A 17773-nucleotide genomic window follows, 5' to 3' on the forward strand; every position below is an offset into this window, starting at 1 on the left:
TTCGTTGTAAGTTTTTGTAATTAAATATATGTTATCCCCATATAGAAATATGTTTTTTAAAATTAAAAATTTGGGGATTTGGCATGGCATTTGACCGCACTACATCGCAAGTATTATTTGATAATGGGTCACATAAATGTATTAGCTTTACCAGTTTGGTAAAAGGCGAGGGTGTGCAGGCTAACCAATTTTTAATTATTGATAATGAGCGAGCAGCAGTCCTCGACCCAGGTGGTGACTTAACTTATGTTCCACTGACGATGGAATTGAATAAATATACGCGTCTTGCCAATCTTGATTATGTAATGGCTTCACATCAAGACCCCGATATTATTACTTCAATGCCGCGTTGGTTGGTCTACACAGAAGCAAAAGTCGTGGCTTCAAAATTATGGGCACGTTTCTTACCCCATTTAAATTCGGCATTTATGAGTGACCGAATGAAGGGGAGTTGGTTAGAACGTTTGGTTGAATTACCTGACCAAGGTCAAAGTATTCAATTAGGAAACTCTTCAATTATTGCTGTGCCTGCACATTTTTTACATTCTGTGGGTAATTTTCAATTCTACGATCCAATCTCAAAAATTTTATTTTCAGGGGATATGGGCGCATCTATGGTTGAAGATGCAGGTATACCACTTGAAAATTTTGAAGACCACATTCCAAAAATGAAAGGCTTTCATCAACGATATATGTGTAATAACAAAATCATCCGTCTTTGGGTAAAAATGGTACGTACCATGGATGTAGAGAGTATTGTTCCTCAACATGGGACACCATTTATTGGCAAAGAACAGGTGAATCAATTCTTAGATTGGATTGAAACGCTTGAGTGTGGCACAGACTTAATGGATGAGCGTGTATTTACGTTTCCAACATAAATAAAAGCATAAGAATTGAACCTAAAAGGCAATATTTCTAAAAAATTTCAGTTAAAAATGATGTTTGGCTGATGAGTGAAGGATGGAAATATTGCTTTAATTTTGAATATTAAATTTGGGTTGGGCTTGTTGTACTAATTGTCGTTTTTTTGATTTAAATTTTCTAGATGTTATTGTTACGAAAAAATATATTATTTAAGTACCTGAGTTTTATTAAGTTAAAATGAAAAGCAAGAGTAAAAATAAATATTTGATAATAATCAATGAAATTTACATGTAAATTTGTTTATAATGGCGCACGGAAATTACCAGTGAGACTGTTATGTTGACCATCGTTCAAGAAGCCCTAACCTTCGATGATGTCCTATTACTCCCTGCCTACTCAACGGTCCTCCCAAAAGATGTCTCATTAAAGACACGTTTAACACGCGGAATTAATCTTAATATCCCTCTCGTTTCTGCTGCAATGGATACAGTGACTGAATCACGTATGGCTATTGCCATGGCACAAAGTGGTGGTATTGGTTTTTTGCATAAAAACATGGATATTGCGCAGCAAGCTGCAGAAGTGCGCCGTGTTAAGAAATTCGAAGCCGGTATGGTGAAAGATCCTATTACCGTGTCTCCTGAAACAACAGTGCGTGAACTTATTGCAATTACTCAAGCGAATAACATCAGCGGTGTACCAGTTGTAAAAGACGGTAAAGTTGTTGGTATTGTGACAGGTCGTGATACACGTTTTGAAACCAACCTTGAACAACCAGTAAGTAATATCATGACTGGTCAAGATCGTTTGGTGACTGTTCGTGAAAATGCATCTAAAGAAATTATTCAATCTCTTCTTCAAAAAAATCGTATTGAAAAAGTGATAGTTGTTGGTGAAAACAACGAATTAAAAGGCTTAATTACGGTTACAGATTTCCGTAAAGCTGAACTTTATCCAAATAGCTGTAAAGATGACTTGGGTCGCTTACGTGTTGGTGCTGCAGTTGGTACTGGTTTAGACACTCCAAGCCGTGTTGAAGCATTGGTTGAAGCTGGTGTAGATGCGATTGTTGTAGATACAGCACATGGTCACTCTGCGGGTGTAATTGAACGTGTACGTTGGGTGAAAGCAAACTACCCACAAGTACAAGTGATTGGCGGTAACATCGCAACTGGTGATGCTGCTCTTGCACTTTTAGATGCAGGTGCAGATGCTGTTAAAGTGGGTATTGGCCCTGGTTCAATTTGTACAACTCGTATTGTTGCTGGTATTGGTATGCCACAAATCTCTGCGGTTGATAGCGTTGCGAACGCACTAAAAGATCAAATTCCATTAATCGCAGATGGCGGTATTCGCTTCTCTGGCGATATGGCAAAAGCGATTGGTGCTGGTGCAAGCACAATCATGGTTGGTTCACTTATGGCAGGTACTGAAGAAGCACCTGGCGAAGTTGAATTCTTCCAAGGTCGTTACTACAAAGCTTACCGCGGTATGGGTTCATTGGGTGCAATGGCGGGTGCAACAGGTTCTGCTGACCGTTATTTCCAAGACTCTAAAGCAGGTGCAGAGAAACTTGTACCAGAAGGCATTGAAGGTCGTGTACCTTACAAAGGTCCAATGGGCAATATCGTGCATCAGATGATGGGTGGTTTACGCTCATCTATGGGTTATACAGGCTCTGCAACAATTAATGATCTTCGTGAAAATGCAAAATTTGTGAAAATCACTTCAGCAGGTATGTCTGAATCACACGTACATGATGTAACTATTACGAAAGAAGCACCAAACTATCGCGTTGGTTGATTTTTCGTAGTTTTTACTCGAAAAAGCCGTCAGAGTTATGACGGCTTTTTTGTTTTTGGTGTAAAGTAATTAATATAAATGTGATGATGAAGATCACCATCAAGAAGTGAGTAGAACATGAGTTATTTTGGTACCGACGGAATTCGAGGCAAATTTGGTGAGTTGCCAATTACACCTGAATTTGCTTTGAAATTAGGGTTTGCCGCAGGTAAAGTATTAAAAAATTATAGTAAAAAAAGTAAGCCTATTGTTGTTCTTGGGAAAGATACACGCCTTTCAGGTTATATTTTAGAAGCAGCGTTACAAGCAGGCTTAAATGCCGCAGGAGTTTATGTTCATTTACTTGGACCATTACCAACACCTGCTATTGCTCACTTAACACGTGCATTACATGCAAGTTTAGGTATTGTAATTTCAGCTTCACATAATCCGTATTTCGACAACGGTATTAAGTTTTTCTCCGGCGAAGGCAAAAAACTCCCTGATGAAATTCAAGAAGCCATTAACAAAGAATTAGAAAACGATATTTACATTGAAGACACTGCAAACTTAGGTAAAAGCGTACGTGTTAAAGATGCGAATGGTCGCTATATTGAATTTTGTAAATCGACTTTCCCATATCATTTAGACTTGAACGACTTAACCATTGTTGTCGATTGTGCAAATGGTGCTGCTTATAACGTGGGCCCTGCTGTATTCCGTGAGCTTGGTGCAAAAGTTGTTGCTATTCACAATGAGCCAAATGGTTTAAATATCAATGAAAATTGTGGTTCAACGCATCCTGAAAGCTTACAAAAGGCAGTTATAGAGAACAAAGCAGATTTAGGTATTGCTTTTGATGGTGATGCTGACCGTGTCATTTTAGTCGATAAAAATGGCGAGCAAATAACAGGCGACCATATTTTATATATTTTAGCGACTCAAGCGAAAAACAAACCTGCAGGTATTGTGGGTACGGTTATGAGTAATATGGCTTTGGAAATTGCACTTGATCAAGCACAAGTGAAATTACATCGTGCCAAAGTAGGCGATCGTTATGTACTTCAAGGTTTAGAAGATAATAAGTGGGCGATTGGTGGTGAACCATCAGGTCATATTCTTACCTTAGATAAGAGCACAACAGGCGATGCAATTATTGCAGCACTTCAAGTTTTAACCGTAATGGTAGAACAGAAAAAAGCGCTTCATGAATTGGTCGAGGGCTTTACACTATTACCAAATGTCTTGGTGAATGTTCGTTTGGCTGCAATGTTTGACCCGTATGCTGTGCCTGCTTTAGTTGCTGAATTTAATAAAGCAGAAGAACAACTTAAAGGTCGAGGTCGTCTCTTAATTCGTAAATCCGGAACTGAGCCCGTAATTCGTGTTATGGTCGAAGGGAACGATTTAGAAGAAGTAACCGCATTGGCAAATCATTTGGCTGATGCTGTACGTGCTAATGCAGCTTAGGTAATTCATTATGAATGATGTTATTAAAGATTTGAGTGAGCTTCGTTTAAGTTATCAAAAAGGTGAGTTACATGAAGATCAAATTGAGCAACATCCGCATGAACAATTCCTAAATTGGTTTAATCATGCTTTAGAAGCACAGCTTCATGAACCGTATGCAATGTCTTTGGCGACAGCAAATTCGCAAGGTCGTCCGCATGTTCGTACGGTTTTGCTACGTGGTGCAACTGAAGCAGGTTATGATTTTTATACCAATTATGATAGCCAAAAAGGCATCGATTTAGCAGAAAATCCGTATGCTGAATTATTGTTTTATTGGCAAGAGCAAGAACGTCAAATTCGTGTTTCAGGTCGAGTTGTGAAAATCTCTGAAATCGAGTCGACTGATTATTATCACAAACGACCTCGTGATAGCCAAATTGCAGCGCATATTAGTACGCCACAAAGTGGTGTGATTGCCAATCGTGAAGAGTTGCAAAATCGCTTTCAAAAACTTCATGATGATGTTCAGGACAAATCTGAATTATCGAAACCCATTTTTTGGGGTGGTTACCGCTTAGAGCCTGAATATTACGAGTTTTGGCAAGGTCGTCCAAATCGTTTACATGATCGTATTACTTATGAAAGAATTGATGGTGTATGGAAAATTCAGCGATTGATGCCTTAAATGTCTAAAACTCTAATTAAACAAAGACCATTACTTACGCGCCCTGAAAATATTCAGGGCGTGCTTCCATTTGTCGCTGAAATTTTGGCGCGACGTGGTGTTGAATCTGAACAAGAGCTTGAATTAAAACTCAAAAATTTACTTGCTCCAACCATGAAGGGTTTAGATCAAGCCATTCAAATTATTGATGAAGCCATTGATCAACAACAAAAAATTGTAATTGTGGGCGATTATGATGCCGATGGTGCAACAAGCACAGCATTAATGATTTTAGCCCTTAAAGAAATGAATGCAGATGTTCATTACTTGGTGCCCGACCGTTTTAAATATGGCTATGGTTTAACGCCTGCCATAGCAGATTTAGCATTTACAAGTTATACGCCAGATCTATTAATAACTGTAGATAACGGCATTTCAAGCCATGCAGGGGTCGAGCAAGCTCAAGCACATGGCATGAAAGTGGTGATTACAGATCATCATTTAACCACCAAAGAAACGCCAAAAGCAGAGGCTGTGGTCAATCCCAATCAATTGGGTTGTGAGTTCCCAAGTAAAGCCTTGGCAGGTGTTGGCGTTGCATTTTATTTATTGGCGCATCTTTCAAGTTTCCGTGCTAAGCAAGCAAAATCATCTGCAAAAATGTCTCAGTATTTAGACCTTGTTGCGCTTGGAACTTATGCAGATGTAGCAAGTTTAGACTATAACAATCGAATATTAGTCGATGCTGGCGTTAAACGTATTCAGCAAAATTTATGTCGACATGGAATTAGCGCCTTATTAGATATTGCAGGACGAGATCCTGCATCTTTAAAAGCACAAGATCTTGGTTTTGTCATTGGTCCACGCATTAATGCGGCAGGACGCATGGAAACCATGGATATTGGTATTGAATGCTTACTTGCATCTGATATGCAAACTGCTTACCAATTGGCACAACAACTCAATGATTTGAATTTAGAACGTCGTCAAGTTGAAGGGCAGATCAAACAAGATGCGTTGCTCGAACTTGAAAAATTAGAACTTGATCAGAAAAATTTACCTTCAGCTTTGGTGATGTATGAAGAACATTGGCATCAAGGTGTGATTGGTATTGTTGCAGGTAGATTGAAAGAGCAATTTCATAGACCTGCGATTGTCTTTGCTTCCGATGAAGATGGCATTCATGTTAAAGGCTCAGCACGTTCAATTGACGGTATTCACATTCGCGATGCAATTGAATTGGTTGCTGAACAACATCCACATTTAATTAGTCATTTTGGTGGACATGCAGCAGCAGCAGGCTTAACGGTAAAAAAAGAACATTTTTCTGAATTTAAAGCTGTATTTGAACAGCTTATTGCCGCTATGGATGATGAATTATTTCAAGCGGTGTTATGGACAGATGGGGCATTACCTGCTGAAGCGATTCAATTAAATACCGTCGATTTAATTCAAAATTTAGCGCCGTGGGGGCAAAAGTTTCCATTGCCAATTTTTGAAGGTGTTTTTAAATTATTAGATTATCGTTGGCTGAAAGAAAAACATTTAAAACTTCGTTTAGCTTTAGATAATGGGCAAGTGGTCGATGCCATTGCATTTGGCGCAAAGGATAAGTTTGAATTTGATCCAATGCTTGATTCAGTACGATTGGTGTATGAGTTAGACCGAAATGCGTTTAATGGTAATGTGAATTTACAGCTTCGAATTATTCATTTAGAGCAATAAAAAAAGCCACTCATCAGAGTGGCTTTTTTGGGGGGAAGTAAATCTTTAAAGTCTTAGAAACGGTATTTACCCGCTAAACCAAAAGATTTGTAGTCATTGTCAGCAACATCACCGAAACCAACACGACCTTCTAAACTTACTTGTGGTGTAAAGAATTTACGTGCATTGATACCAAATTCTTTGTTATCTGTTAAGTCATTGCTGTAATAATCTGCACCAATACTGAATGATTTGTCGATGTAGTAATCGGCAGCAAGATTGAATTCATCTAAGTCACCAAATGCTGCACCAGCTTCTAAGTTAATGTCTTTACCATTGCTTAGTGTTGTTACGTATTTAGCGCGAATAGTTGGATCTACACCGTCTTTACGATCGTTGTCATAACCTTTAGCACCAACAGCAACTAAGAAACCAGGTGCAGGCATGTAACCAACTTCAGCGCTATATAGTGTTGTGTCATCTTTAGCGCCATGTTTGATTTTTACATCTTGACGACCAACATTACCACTTAAATAGAAATCTGAATTTGGTACAAAATATTCAACACCAACACCGTAGTTATGGATTTTTGCATCATCTAACTTACTGTATTGATACTGAGCATTTACGTTGCTTGCACGGTCTAAATATGCAGCTTCTGCAAGTGGAGCATTACGTGTTTGAACAGGGTTAAAGTAGAAAGTACCATCTACACCATATGAACCGCTTGTGCTGCCGTGATCTGGATCGATAACACCGGCAGAAGCGCCTACTTCAGCTTGGTATGCATTTGCAGTGCCTGTAATGGCTAAAGTAGATAGTAATGCTGAGGCAATTGCTAATTTTTTCATGGATTGTACCCCTATCTTGTTAACTTGAATTTATACATTTTTTGTTACAAGTTTTAGTCTAGAGAAAAATGTAGAGTGGTCAATGAAGAGAAAGTTACAGCAATGTAAGTCTCGTAATGTTGTGTAATTTTAAAATTATAATTACTTGAATAATATAGTGAAATTATTATTGATTTTTTTACCTAATATTTGAATATAAATATAGAAATCACTAGTCTGATTAAAAAATAAACATGATATTTTGAGTCATCAATGAAAATTTTGTTTGAAAAAACCAATTTTAAATCATTTATAAATGCATTTTTCTTTTAAAGAATAAGCTCAAGTCGGGTAAAACATTTAAGTTCAAAACGGAGTATTGGGTATGTGATATAATTTGACGCTATTTTGAATGTTTTAAATTGCGAGTACTTCACGTGGAAATTAATCCTTATCTAAACCAATTAAAAGACTTAGGCGAACGTGGTCAAACACTACGGGGGTATCTTTGACTACGATCTGAAAAAAGAGCGTTTAGAAGAAGTTCTCCGTGAATTAGAAGATCCAACAATTTGGAATGATCAAAGTCGTGCTCAAGCAATGGCCAAAGAAAAAGGTGAGCTTGAAAACGTATTAAATGTCCTCGAAGGTCTATCTACACAATTAGAAGATGCGCAAGCATTACTCGATTTAGCTGTTGAAGCAGATGATGAGAGCTTACTTGTAGATGTACAAGCAGAATTAGATGTTTCTGAAGCAGAACTTGCTAAGTTAGAATTCCGTCGTATGTTCAGCAACCCAATGGATCCGAACCCATGTTATGTGGAAATTCAAGCGGGTTCAGGTGGTACAGAGGCTCAAGATTGGGCATCTATGCTACTTCGTATGTATATGCGTTGGATTGAACGTCATGGCTTTAAAGCAGAATTGATGGAAGAGTCTGATGGTGATGTTGCAGGTATTAAATCTGCGACCATTCGCGTAGAAGGCGAGTATGCATACGGTTGGTTACGTACAGAGTCAGGTGTTCATCGTTTAGTTCGTAAATCACCATTTGACTCGGGTAACCGTCGTCATACATCTTTCTCGGCAGTATTCGTATCGCCTGAAATTGATGACAACATTGAAATTGAAATCAACCCTGCGGATGTTCGTACAGATACTTACCGTGCATCGGGCGCGGGTGGTCAGCACATTAACAAAACCGATTCTGCAGTACGTTTAACGCATGCACCAACAGGTATTGTGGTGGCTTGTCAGAACCAACGTTCTCAACATGCTAACCGTGACCATGCTTGGAAACAGTTACGTGCAAAATTATATGAATTGGAAATGAAAAAACGTAATGATGCCGCTCAAGCGCTTGAAGATACTAAGTCTGATATTGGCTGGGGCAGTCAAATTCGTTCATACGTTTTAGATGATTCGCGTATTAAAGACTTACGTACAAGTGTTGAAAGTTCTAACACAGGTGCTGTGCTTGATGGTGATTTAGATAAATTTATTGAAGCGAGCTTAAAGCAAGGCTTATAAATTTTATTCGTTAAAACAAAGCTCAATTGAGTATTTTTCATTAAATCGTAAAAAATCGATATTAATATCGTAAAAATACGATATATTATATGCAAAGATGCTGAATTGAGCTTTATTCATTTAAAGTGTCTGAATTATGGATATAGATTTAATTTTTAAGGCCCTTGCCAATCCTACACGTCGTCAAATTTTAGAATGGTTAAAAACACCTGAGAAATTTTTGTCGAGTGATGAATGTGGTGGTTTTAAACGTGGCGTATGTGCGGGTCAAATTGAAAACTTAGGTCAAGTTTCTCAATCGACCATGTCGAACCACTTATCTATATTGCAACAGGCAGGTTTAATTAAAGCTGAAAAATATGGGCAATGGTCTTATTTTTCACGTAATGAAGAATTAATTCAGCAATATATCGAACAATTAAAGCATTCACTTTAATAACGTGAATAATGAGGCGAATATGGCTGACTTAGGCTCTCCTGTACAATTTGGTAATTTAAAACTTAAAAATCGTGTCGTAATGGCGCCTTTAACACGAAGCCGTGCAACAGATGATCGTGTACCAACGGCAATGATGGCGGAGTACTACGCACAACGCGCGAGTGCAGGTTTAATCATTTCTGAAGCAACAGTAATTGCTGAAGATGCTAATGGTTATTTAAATACACCGGGGCTTTTCACAGATGCTCAAGTTGAAGGTTGGAAGCAGGTTACTTCAGCTGTTCATGAAAAAGATGGCTTAATTGTTGCTCAATTATGGCATGTGGGTCGTGTATCTGACCCTGAATTATTGAATGGTCAAACACCTGTTTCTGCAAGTAATGTTCAGCAAGCAGGTCAGGTAAGTTTATTGCGTCCAAAACGTGATTATGTTGTGCCTCGTCCACTCGAAATTTCAGAAATTCATTCAATTACAGAACAATTCAAGCAAGCGGCAATTCGTGCTAAAGAAGCAGGATTTGACGGTGTTGAATTACATGCTGCAAATGGTTATTTAATCGATCAATTTCTACAAACTAAAACCAATAAACGTGATGATGAATACGGTGGTTCAGTTGAAAATCGTGCACGTTTCTTATTAGAAGTTGTCGATGTTTTAATTGAAGTTTGGGGCGCAGGCCGAGTGGGTGTGCATTTGGCTCCGCGTGGTGATGAGCACGATATGGGCGATGATGCTCCACGTGAAACTTTCGGCTATGCAATGGAAGAACTTGGCAAACGTCATATTGCTTTCTTCTTCACCCGCGAATATTTAGCAGAAGACAGTATTTCTGAATATATGAAACAGCGTTCAGGCAATGTTCCATATATTGCAAATATGCGTTTAAGTCGTGAAGATGCAATTGAGCTATTGGCATCGGGTAAAGCGGATGCAGTTTCATTTGGTAAAGCTTATATTGCAAACCCAGATTTATTTGAACGTTTAGTTGATAATTCACCTTTAAATGAATTGAAGTTCGAAAATATGATTGGGACAAATGTGGCAGAAGGGTATATTGATTATCCTGCATTAAATAAAGCATAAGTCTTTACATAATAAAGTAATTCTAAAGAGCCACATTGATTAACAAGTGAATGTGGCTCTGTTATATTTTAAGTTAACCCTCTTTTAAGGCGATACATTTGGCTACTCCATTTTGGTATAACGCAGCACTTTCACTTTTAAAACCAGTCTATAAATGGAAAATTAAAAAGCGTGCAGATAGTACTGAACAATTACAACAGGAGTTGCTAGAGCGTTTTGGTCCTTTTCAAAATCCTAAAAATTTAGATGCCATTTGGTTTCATGTGGTATCCGTTGGTGAAACCAATGCAGCACAGCCACTCATTGAGCATTATCTTAAAAAGGGTCATCCTGTATTGGTGACCAACACCACGAAAACAGGTCAGGCACGTGCAAAATCATTATTTTTAAAAGCACCTTATTTAGATTTATTTCAGGCGGTGTATTTACCTGCCGATCAAAAATATTTAATTGAAGAGTTTTTTCAGTTGTATCAACCTAAATTATTGGCTTTGGTTGAAACTGAATTATGGCCAAATTTAATGGATCAAGCACATGAATTTAATGTGCCATGTATTTTAATTAATGCACGTCTTTCAGAAAAATCGGCTAAAGGTTATGGAAAAGTTCCAAGCTTAACCAAGCCAATGTTAAGTGGTTTAAATCAGTTATTAGCGCAAGATCAAGCATCTTTAGATCGATTTATTGCTTTGGGTGCAAATACTGAACATAGTCAGGTTGTAGGTAGTATTAAATTTGATATTACTGCGCCTATTTCTTTTATTGAAAAGGCTGCAAACTTAAAACAAGATTGGCAATTAGATTCACGTAGAATTATCACCATTGCAAGTACACATGCGCCTGAAGAAACCAATATTTTAGCGGCTTTAAAACCATTTTTAGCGCAATATCCTGAACTTTTATGCATTGTTGTGCCACGCCACCCTGAACGTTTCGATGAAGTATTTGAGGCAAGTCAAAGTTTAGGATTAAACACACAGCGTCGTAGTTTAGGTGAAAGCATCCAAGCAGATACGCAAGTATATTTAGCAGATAGCATGGGTGAAATGTGGCTTTGGTATGCCATGAGTCAAGCTTGTTTTGTGGGTGGCTCTTTGAATGAACCGGGTGGTGGTCACAATATTTTAGAACCTCTTGCTTTGAATGTTCCGACAGTTTTAGGTAAAAACTATTTTAATTTTCAAAGCATTGTCGATGAATTCATTGAAGCATCGGCCATTAAAATTGCGACAACGGCTGAAGAAGCAGCTCAAGATTTGGTGCAATTGACTTTCGATTCTGCATTGGTTGAACAACTGAATTTAAATGCTGAACAGATTATGCAAAAGAATAAGGGTTCATTAGAAAAGCATATTCAAGCCATCGATCAATATTTATAAATGTTGCCCACTTATATCTCCTATTTTAGTTTTAAGATTTTATGAATATAGTTTTAGTCGATGAGCGACAAACGCAAGCAGATGTTTGGAAAATTACATCAAAACGTCAGCTTGAGCATCTTCATACGCATTTGGAAGTGAAAATTGGAGATACCTTAAAAGTTGGTATTCTTCAAGGAAAGCGTTACCTCACTGAAATTGTAGAGATCTCTGAAAATTCAATTTCGATTAAACCATTACATGAAGAAACGGTTCCGGAAAAATTAGCTGTCACCTTAATTGTTGCAATGCCACGTCCAAAAGTTTTACGACGTTTAATTATGGATAGTGTGACTTTAGGTGTTGAAAAAATCATTTTATTGCATAGTTATCGTGTAGATAAAAGTTATTGGCAAACGCCATTTTTACAACAGCTTGATCATTATATTGCTTTAGGATTAGAACAAGCAGGCGATACCATTGCACCAAAAATAGAAATCTATAAGCGTTTTAAACCTTTTGTGGAAGATATTTTACCTACACTTATTTCAGATGAATGTCCTGCATTTGTGGCACATCCTTATGTGGAAGATAAAATGCCATCGGCTATTTCACAACGATGTACGATTGTGATTGGTCCCGAGGGTGGTTTTATTCCTTATGAGATTGATTTACTCATAAAAAACGGCTGCCAAGCAGTAAGCTTAGGCAACCGAATTATTCGAACTGAAACAGTAATTCCTTATGTTTTAGGTAGACTGTTTAGTTCATAAGCTTATTCAGGGATTACAGATGCACCACGATGCACTTTCACTTCCTGAATAGGGTATGGAATGTTGATGTCATGTTGAGCAAAACCATCAATAATATGTTCTTGAACATGACTAATTGAGTTTGCAATTGTTGTTTCCGTGGTATTTACCCACCAACGAACAGTTAAGTTAATTGAGAAGTCTGCAAGTGAAGAGACATTCACACTGAAGCCTGGTTGGCTTAAAATAGACGTATCACGGTCTAATATATTTAAAATAATTTCACGTGCTTTTTGAATATCGTCCTCATAGCCAATGCCAACAATAAATTCACAACGACGACGTGTATAAGCTGTATTTACAGTAACTGCACTGGTATAAACCGTTGCGTTCGGAATAACGATTCGACGACCATCTGGTGAGCGTAAGAAAGTTGCACGAATTTGAATATCTTCAACCGTACCTTCCATACCTGAAACAATAATGTCATCGCCAATTTTAAACGGTTCGCCAAGTAAAATAAGAATACCTGACAATAAGTTCTGGAAGATGTCTTTGAATGCAAAACCGATTGCAACAGAACCAACCCCTAAGGCACTCATGAGCTGTCCAGGCGTAAAGCCAGGAATGGCAATGACCATTGCAATCAAGAAACCAATGAAAATAATAGCTGAACTACCAACACGGTTTAAAACTAGGACTAAATTTTGTTTTGTGTATGAACGATCTGAAAGGGCTTTACGTACAAAAAATTTAAATACTTTGGACAACAAATAGAAAATGCTAAAAACAATTAAAGCGATACAAATATAAGGTAGGCGTTCCCAAAAACCATCCATAAACTTATCGATGGTTGAGTAGGCATCATTATATTTAGCAGTATGTGCAATGACAGTTTGAGCAGTTTTTTCTGTTGCTTCGTGCAAAAGATCCGTTGTACCTTGAGTGACTTCGCTCAAGGTGGTTTGTTGTCCAGGCACAGGCTTTCCAATTGATTCAAATTGGCTCTATTTTGCCTTAAATTTATATAATATTTAATAACTAAATTTTTACTGCATGTATTGTTTTGTCAAAAAGTTAGAGCATTTGTTTAAAAATAATCCGTACTTTTTTCAAGGATTTCAGTTGGTGTTTCTAATTGCCCTGAACCCATCATGTAAGACACGATACTCCCTGTTCCCAATACAGACAAAATAGTCACAATAATCATGAGCCACGCTAAAATCTTTTCCCAAACAGCACTTATGCGTTGAGGACCGTATTGATTCGGACCTTGTGTACCTGAACCTAACAGTAAATAGAAAAATACAAAGAGATTCACCAGTGGCAAGATCAATAACAATATTAACCAACCTGAATGATTCATGTCATGGAAGCGACGTATTTGAATCACAATATTAAAATAAATATATAAAATCGAAATGATGAGAAAGCCTAATCCACCTAGTCCTGTTAAGGTATCAATAAAGTGTGAATCTAAAGATTGCGTACTTAAATTGAAAATGCCTAAAGTTAGGCTTAGTGCAATTACTGCAAAAAATGCAATTAAATTTAGAAACCCGTACCAAGCGATATAACTTAAACGTCCAAAACGACCGCTTAAAGACAGAGGATTGTCTGGTGGTTGAGCTTGCGTTTGTTGGCGTGAAAAGAAGTTGGATGATTGGTTTGGATTCATGGATTTACCCAAGTCATAAAGAAGAGGCAATATTTAGATCATTGATCATCTGAATATCTGCGTGAATTATAAAGTGAATTAAACAGATCAGATAGAAAAATACAAAACTCAATTCATTTAAATTGTAATTTGATCAAGAGAGTTGTAGAAATATTATACGACCAAAGCATCATTGAGTTGTTTGAAAAATAACCGTAATACTGACGGTATGCAGAAATAAAAATTGAATAACGGGCATAACATTTCGAGATGAAATGTAAAAATATCAAGGAAGTAGAAAATGAAAGAATTGTATCCTGTAACAGAAGGATTTAAAAAAACTGCGCGTACAAATGAGGCGGAATATTTTGAACGCTATCAAAAATCTATTGATCATCCAGAAGAATTTTGGGCAGAGCAAGCGAAAAAATTAGACTGGATTAAGCCTTTTACCAAAGTGAAAGATACAAGTTTTTCCCCAGATAATTTTAAAATTGAATGGTTTGCAGATGGTCAATTAAACCTGAGCGCAAACTGTTTAGATCGTCATTTAAAAGAACATCCTTACAAGCCTGCCATTATTTGGGAAGGTGATCATCCATCACGTCATAAAATTATTTCTTTTGCAGAATTGCATGATGAAACCTGTCGTTTTGCCAATGTATTGAAGAAGCATGGCGTGAAAAAAGGTGATCGTGTGGTGTTGTATATGCCAATGGTGTCTGAAGCTGCCATTGCGATGTTGGCTTGCGCGCGTATTGGTGCAGTGCATTGTGTGGTATTTGGTGGCTTTTCACCAGATTCACTGGCAAGCCGCATTGAAGATAGCCAAGCAAAAGTGGTGATTACCGCAGATTCAGGTATGCGTGGTGGTAAACCCATCCCACTAAAAGAAAATGTTGATGCGGCGCTTAATATTGCAGGTACAGAATCGGTTCAAAATGTGATTGTGGTACATCGAACAGGTAACCCAATTGAGATGAGGGATGGTCGTGATTTGTGGTATCACGCAGAAATTATGACGGTCAATGAAGTTTGTCCACCTGAACCGATGAATGCAGAAGATCCACTTTTTATTCTTTATACATCGGGTTCGACAGGCAAACCCAAAGGCGTACTTCATACCACGGGTGGATATTTAACTTATGTAAACTGTACCTTCCGTGAAGTTTTTGACCTAAAACAAGATGATGTATTTTGGTGTACAGCAGATGTTGGTTGGATTACGGGACATTCATACGTACTTTATGGGCCACTTTCCAATGGTACAACCACCGTCATGTTTGAGGGTATTCCTCAATATCCGACATGGGCACGAACAGGTCATATTGTCGATAAACACAATGTCACGATTCTTTATACAGCGCCCACTGCTATTCGCGCCATGATGCGTGAGGGAGATGCATTTGTACGAGAAAGTGACCGTAGTAGTTTACGTTTATTGGGTTCGGTGGGTGAGCCAATTAATCCTGAAGCGTGGAATTGGTACTACAGCGTAGTGGGTGAAAGTCGTTGCCCAATTGTAGATACGTGGTGGCAAACAGAAACAGGTGGTTTCATGATTACGCCATTACCGGGCGCAACAGATTTAAAACCGGGTTCTGCGACACGACCATTCTTTGGGGTAAAACCGGCCATTGTAGATGCTGAAGGTATCGAACTTTCAGGAGAAGCAGAAGGTAACTTGGTGATTCAAGATTCTTGGCCAGGACAAATGCGAACCATTTGGGGAGATCCTGAACGCTTTATCGAAGCTTATTTTTCTACTTATCCGGGAGCATATTTCACAGGAGATGGCGCACGTCGTGACAAAGACGGTTATTACTGGATTACAGGTCGTGTAGATGATGTACTGAATGTATCAGGGCATCGTTTAGGAACAGCAGAAATTGAAAGTGCCTTGGTTGCGCATGAACATGTTGCAGAAGCTGCTGTTGTGGGCATGCCACATGACATTAAAGGGCAAGGAATTGCAGCGTATGTAACATTACAAGCAGATACGCCTGAGTCGGAAGATTTACGAAAAGAACTTGTTTTATGGGTGCGTAAAGTTCTTGGACCTGTTGCAACACCTGACGCAATTTACTGGGCACCCGCTTTACCTAAAACACGTTCGGGGAAAATTATGCGCCGTATTCTAAGAAAAATTGCAGCAAATGAGCTTGATTCATTAGGTGATACTTCAACTTTGGCAGATCCGCAAGTGGTGGATCAGTTAATTATTGAAGTGAAATCGCAACATTCGTAATTTGTTGTTTATATGCAAATACCGTTAGAAATTCTAGCGGTATTTTTGTTTTATAGATAAGGTCTTCATGCATTGAGATAAAGCAAAAACTGAAGGTCTGTTAAGCTAAAAAAGTTATGAAAAATGCTGACAATATTATGAATGCTTCATCTCCTATTCAATTTGAACCTTTAAAAATTGCACAACAACTCGCAAAAACTTTTGCAGAAACAGCAGCAGAGCGAGATAAGAAAGGGGGAAATCCTAAAACTGAACGCGATTTAATTCGTCAAAGTGGTCTTTTAGGATTATCTATTCCAAATGAATCGGGTGGGCGTGGAGCAGACTGGAAAACTATATTTAAAACCATTCAAACACTTGCGCAAGTTGATAGCTCATTGGCTCATGTGTATGGTTTTCATCATTTACTTATTGCGACGGTACAGTTGTTTTCTCAACCTGAACAATATGGAAAATGGTTCAAACAAACAGCGAAAAATAATCTATTCTGGGGAAATACATTAAACCCTTTAGATCGACGAACTACAGCAACAAAAACATCAGAAAAAGAATATCTATTTCAGGGTGATAAAAGCTTCTGCTCAGGCTCTATAGATTCAGATATCTTGCTTTGTTCGGGTTATAACGAAGATGGGAAATTATTGATAGGCGTTATTCCAACGGCACGTGAAGGCGTGAGCTTCTTAGGTGATTGGAATAATATGGGACAACGCCAAACGGACAGCGGAACAAGCCATTTTGAACAAGTGAAAATTCACGAAGATGAATTGCTTTTAAATCCTGGACCTTTAAGTACGCCATATTCAAGTTTAAGACCGCTTATTGCTCAGCTTATTTTTGTGCATATGTTTTTAGGTGTGGCGGAAGGTGCTTTCGAAACAGCAAAACAAACGGTGCAAAGTCAAAAAGCATGGTCAAAATCTTTAGCTGAAAATGCGGTGAATGATCCATTTACGCAAAAGCATTTTGCTGAGTTTTATGTGCAACTTGAAGGTATACGTTTACTTGCGAATAAAGCCATTGAAACGCTTCAACAGGCTTGGGATGTTGGCGAAAAACTAACGGCTGAACAGCGCGGTGAAGTTTCAATTGCTATAGCTACAGCAAAAATTGCTACAACCAATACTTCGTTATATATCACACAAAATATTTTCCAAGTGATGGGTGCAAGAGCAACAACAGCGAAACTCAATTTAGATCGTTTTTGGCGTAATGTACGTACGCAAACGTTGCATGATCCTGTTGATTATAAATACCAAGAAATTGGGGAGTGGGTACTCACAGGAAAAGTGCCAGATCCAAGTTTTTATTCTTAAAAAGTTAAGCCTCCTTTTGGGGGCTTATTTTATGGTTTTAGCTCAGCTTTTTAGATAACTATTACATCTATTTAAAAAGGATTTACT

General features: G+C 38.0%; 15 protein-coding genes. 12 read left to right on the plus strand and 3 right to left on the minus strand.

The features are described 5' to 3' along the window. Positions 1–83: 83 nt before the first annotated feature. The 5 genes from A6M14_RS11725 (at position 84) to recJ (ending at position 6490) form a co-directional block, all read left to right on the plus strand. Complete coding sequence (locus A6M14_RS11725; RefSeq protein WP_152875242.1) at positions 84–881, plus strand: oxygen-binding di-iron domain-containing protein; 798 nt, start codon at positions 84–86, stop codon at positions 879–881. Between the two features lie 322 nt (positions 882–1203). Further along, the gene (gene guaB, locus A6M14_RS11730) at positions 1204–2670 is read left to right on the plus strand and encodes an IMP dehydrogenase (protein WP_152875243.1); all 1467 of its coding nucleotides are present in this window, start codon (positions 1204–1206) and stop codon (positions 2668–2670) included. A 117-nt stretch (positions 2671–2787) separates the two neighbouring features. Next, positions 2788–4119: a phosphoglucosamine mutase gene (gene glmM / locus A6M14_RS11735; protein ID WP_152875245.1), complete on the plus strand. Its 1332-nt coding sequence runs from the start codon at positions 2788–2790 to the stop codon at positions 4117–4119. 10 nt (positions 4120–4129) lie between these two features. Further along, complete coding sequence (gene pdxH, locus A6M14_RS11740) at positions 4130–4786, plus strand: pyridoxamine 5'-phosphate oxidase (protein WP_152875246.1); 657 nt, start codon at positions 4130–4132, stop codon at positions 4784–4786. Further along, positions 4787–6490, plus strand: coding sequence for a single-stranded-DNA-specific exonuclease RecJ (recJ, locus tag A6M14_RS11745; RefSeq protein ID WP_152875248.1), 1704 nt, complete (start codon positions 4787–4789; stop codon positions 6488–6490). Positions 6491–6543: 53 nt separating this feature from the next. On the opposite strand, the gene A6M14_RS11750 is transcribed toward recJ, so the two are convergent. After that, positions 6544–7320 carry a putative porin gene (locus A6M14_RS11750; protein WP_152875249.1) on the minus strand — a complete coding sequence of 259 codons (777 nt, stop codon included), beginning with the start codon at positions 7318–7320 and terminating at the stop codon, positions 6544–6546. Between the two features lie 416 nt (positions 7321–7736). Here A6M14_RS11750 and prfB point away from each other — a divergent pair. The 5 genes from prfB to A6M14_RS11775 all read left to right on the plus strand — a co-directional run bounded on the left by prfB (position 7737) and on the right by A6M14_RS11775 (position 12486). Beyond that, a protein-coding gene (gene prfB, locus A6M14_RS11755; RefSeq protein WP_163121699.1) for a peptide chain release factor 2 occupies positions 7737–8832 on the plus strand; the annotation gives its coding sequence in 2 pieces (ribosomal slippage) (positions 7737–7808 and positions 7810–8832; 1095 coding nt in all). A 136-nt stretch (positions 8833–8968) separates the two neighbouring features. Then, a complete protein-coding gene (locus A6M14_RS11760; RefSeq protein WP_152875251.1) occupies positions 8969–9268 on the plus strand; it encodes an ArsR/SmtB family transcription factor in 300 nt (99 codons plus the stop codon). Positions 9269–9290: 22 nt separating this feature from the next. Continuing rightward, the gene (locus tag A6M14_RS11765) at positions 9291–10355 is read left to right on the plus strand and encodes an alkene reductase (protein ID WP_152875252.1); all 1065 of its coding nucleotides are present in this window, start codon (positions 9291–9293) and stop codon (positions 10353–10355) included. Positions 10356–10453: 98 nt separating this feature from the next. Next, positions 10454–11734 (plus strand): 3-deoxy-D-manno-octulosonic acid transferase, encoded by a 1281-nt coding sequence (locus A6M14_RS11770; RefSeq protein ID WP_152875253.1) that lies wholly within the window; start codon positions 10454–10456, stop codon positions 11732–11734. Between the two features lie 41 nt (positions 11735–11775). Beyond that, the gene (locus tag A6M14_RS11775) at positions 11776–12486 is read left to right on the plus strand and encodes a 16S rRNA (uracil(1498)-N(3))-methyltransferase (protein WP_152875254.1); all 711 of its coding nucleotides are present in this window, start codon (positions 11776–11778) and stop codon (positions 12484–12486) included. A 2-nt stretch (positions 12487–12488) separates the two neighbouring features. On the opposite strand, the gene A6M14_RS11780 is transcribed toward A6M14_RS11775, so the two are convergent. Together A6M14_RS11780 and A6M14_RS11785 are read right to left on the minus strand one after the other, a co-directional pair. Continuing rightward, positions 12489–13445, minus strand: a complete 957-nt coding sequence (locus tag A6M14_RS11780) for a mechanosensitive ion channel family protein (RefSeq protein ID WP_163121691.1) — start codon at positions 13443–13445, stop codon at positions 12489–12491. Between the two features lie 110 nt (positions 13446–13555). Then, complete coding sequence (locus A6M14_RS11785; RefSeq protein WP_152875256.1) at positions 13556–14143, minus strand: DUF805 domain-containing protein; 588 nt, start codon at positions 14141–14143, stop codon at positions 13556–13558. A 280-nt stretch (positions 14144–14423) separates the two neighbouring features. Between A6M14_RS11785 and acs the strand changes: the two genes are divergently transcribed. Together acs and A6M14_RS11795 are read left to right on the plus strand one after the other, a co-directional pair. Then, positions 14424–16370: an acetate--CoA ligase gene (acs, locus tag A6M14_RS11790; protein ID WP_152875258.1), complete on the plus strand. Its 1947-nt coding sequence runs from the start codon at positions 14424–14426 to the stop codon at positions 16368–16370. Between the two features lie 137 nt (positions 16371–16507). After that, positions 16508–17686 (plus strand): acyl-CoA dehydrogenase family protein, encoded by a 1179-nt coding sequence (locus A6M14_RS11795; RefSeq protein ID WP_152875286.1) that lies wholly within the window; start codon positions 16508–16510, stop codon positions 17684–17686. Positions 17687–17773 lie beyond the last annotated feature (87 nt).

Source organism: Acinetobacter portensis (genome assembly GCF_009372215.1).
Taxonomy (GTDB): domain Bacteria; phylum Pseudomonadota; class Gammaproteobacteria; order Pseudomonadales; family Moraxellaceae; genus Acinetobacter; species Acinetobacter portensis.

Bases quoted from the DNA above. Each gene is read 5' to 3' on its own strand.
- acs (WP_152875258.1), top strand. From the start codon at position 14,424: ATGAAAGAATTGTATCCTGTAACAGAAGGATTTAAAAAAACTGCGCGT.
- pdxH (WP_152875246.1), top strand. From the start codon at position 4,130: ATGAATGATGTTATTAAAGATTTGAGTGAGCTTCGTTTAAGTTATCAA.
- guaB (WP_152875243.1), top strand. From the start codon at position 1,204: ATGTTGACCATCGTTCAAGAAGCCCTAACCTTCGATGATGTCCTATTA.
- glmM (WP_152875245.1), top strand. From the start codon at position 2,788: ATGAGTTATTTTGGTACCGACGGAATTCGAGGCAAATTTGGTGAGTTG.
- recJ (WP_152875248.1), top strand. From the start codon at position 4,787: ATGTCTAAAACTCTAATTAAACAAAGACCATTACTTACGCGCCCTGAA.
- A6M14_RS11750 (WP_152875249.1), bottom strand. From the start codon at position 7,320: ATGAAAAAATTAGCAATTGCCTCAGCATTACTATCTACTTTAGCCATT.
- A6M14_RS11775 (WP_152875254.1), top strand. From the start codon at position 11,776: ATGAATATAGTTTTAGTCGATGAGCGACAAACGCAAGCAGATGTTTGG.
- A6M14_RS11785 (WP_152875256.1), bottom strand. From the start codon at position 14,143: ATGAATCCAAACCAATCATCCAACTTCTTTTCACGCCAACAAACGCAA.
- A6M14_RS11760 (WP_152875251.1), top strand. From the start codon at position 8,969: ATGGATATAGATTTAATTTTTAAGGCCCTTGCCAATCCTACACGTCGT.
- A6M14_RS11795 (WP_152875286.1), top strand. From the start codon at position 16,508: ATGAATGCTTCATCTCCTATTCAATTTGAACCTTTAAAAATTGCACAA.
- A6M14_RS11725 (WP_152875242.1), top strand. From the start codon at position 84: ATGGCATTTGACCGCACTACATCGCAAGTATTATTTGATAATGGGTCA.
- A6M14_RS11765 (WP_152875252.1), top strand. From the start codon at position 9,291: ATGGCTGACTTAGGCTCTCCTGTACAATTTGGTAATTTAAAACTTAAA.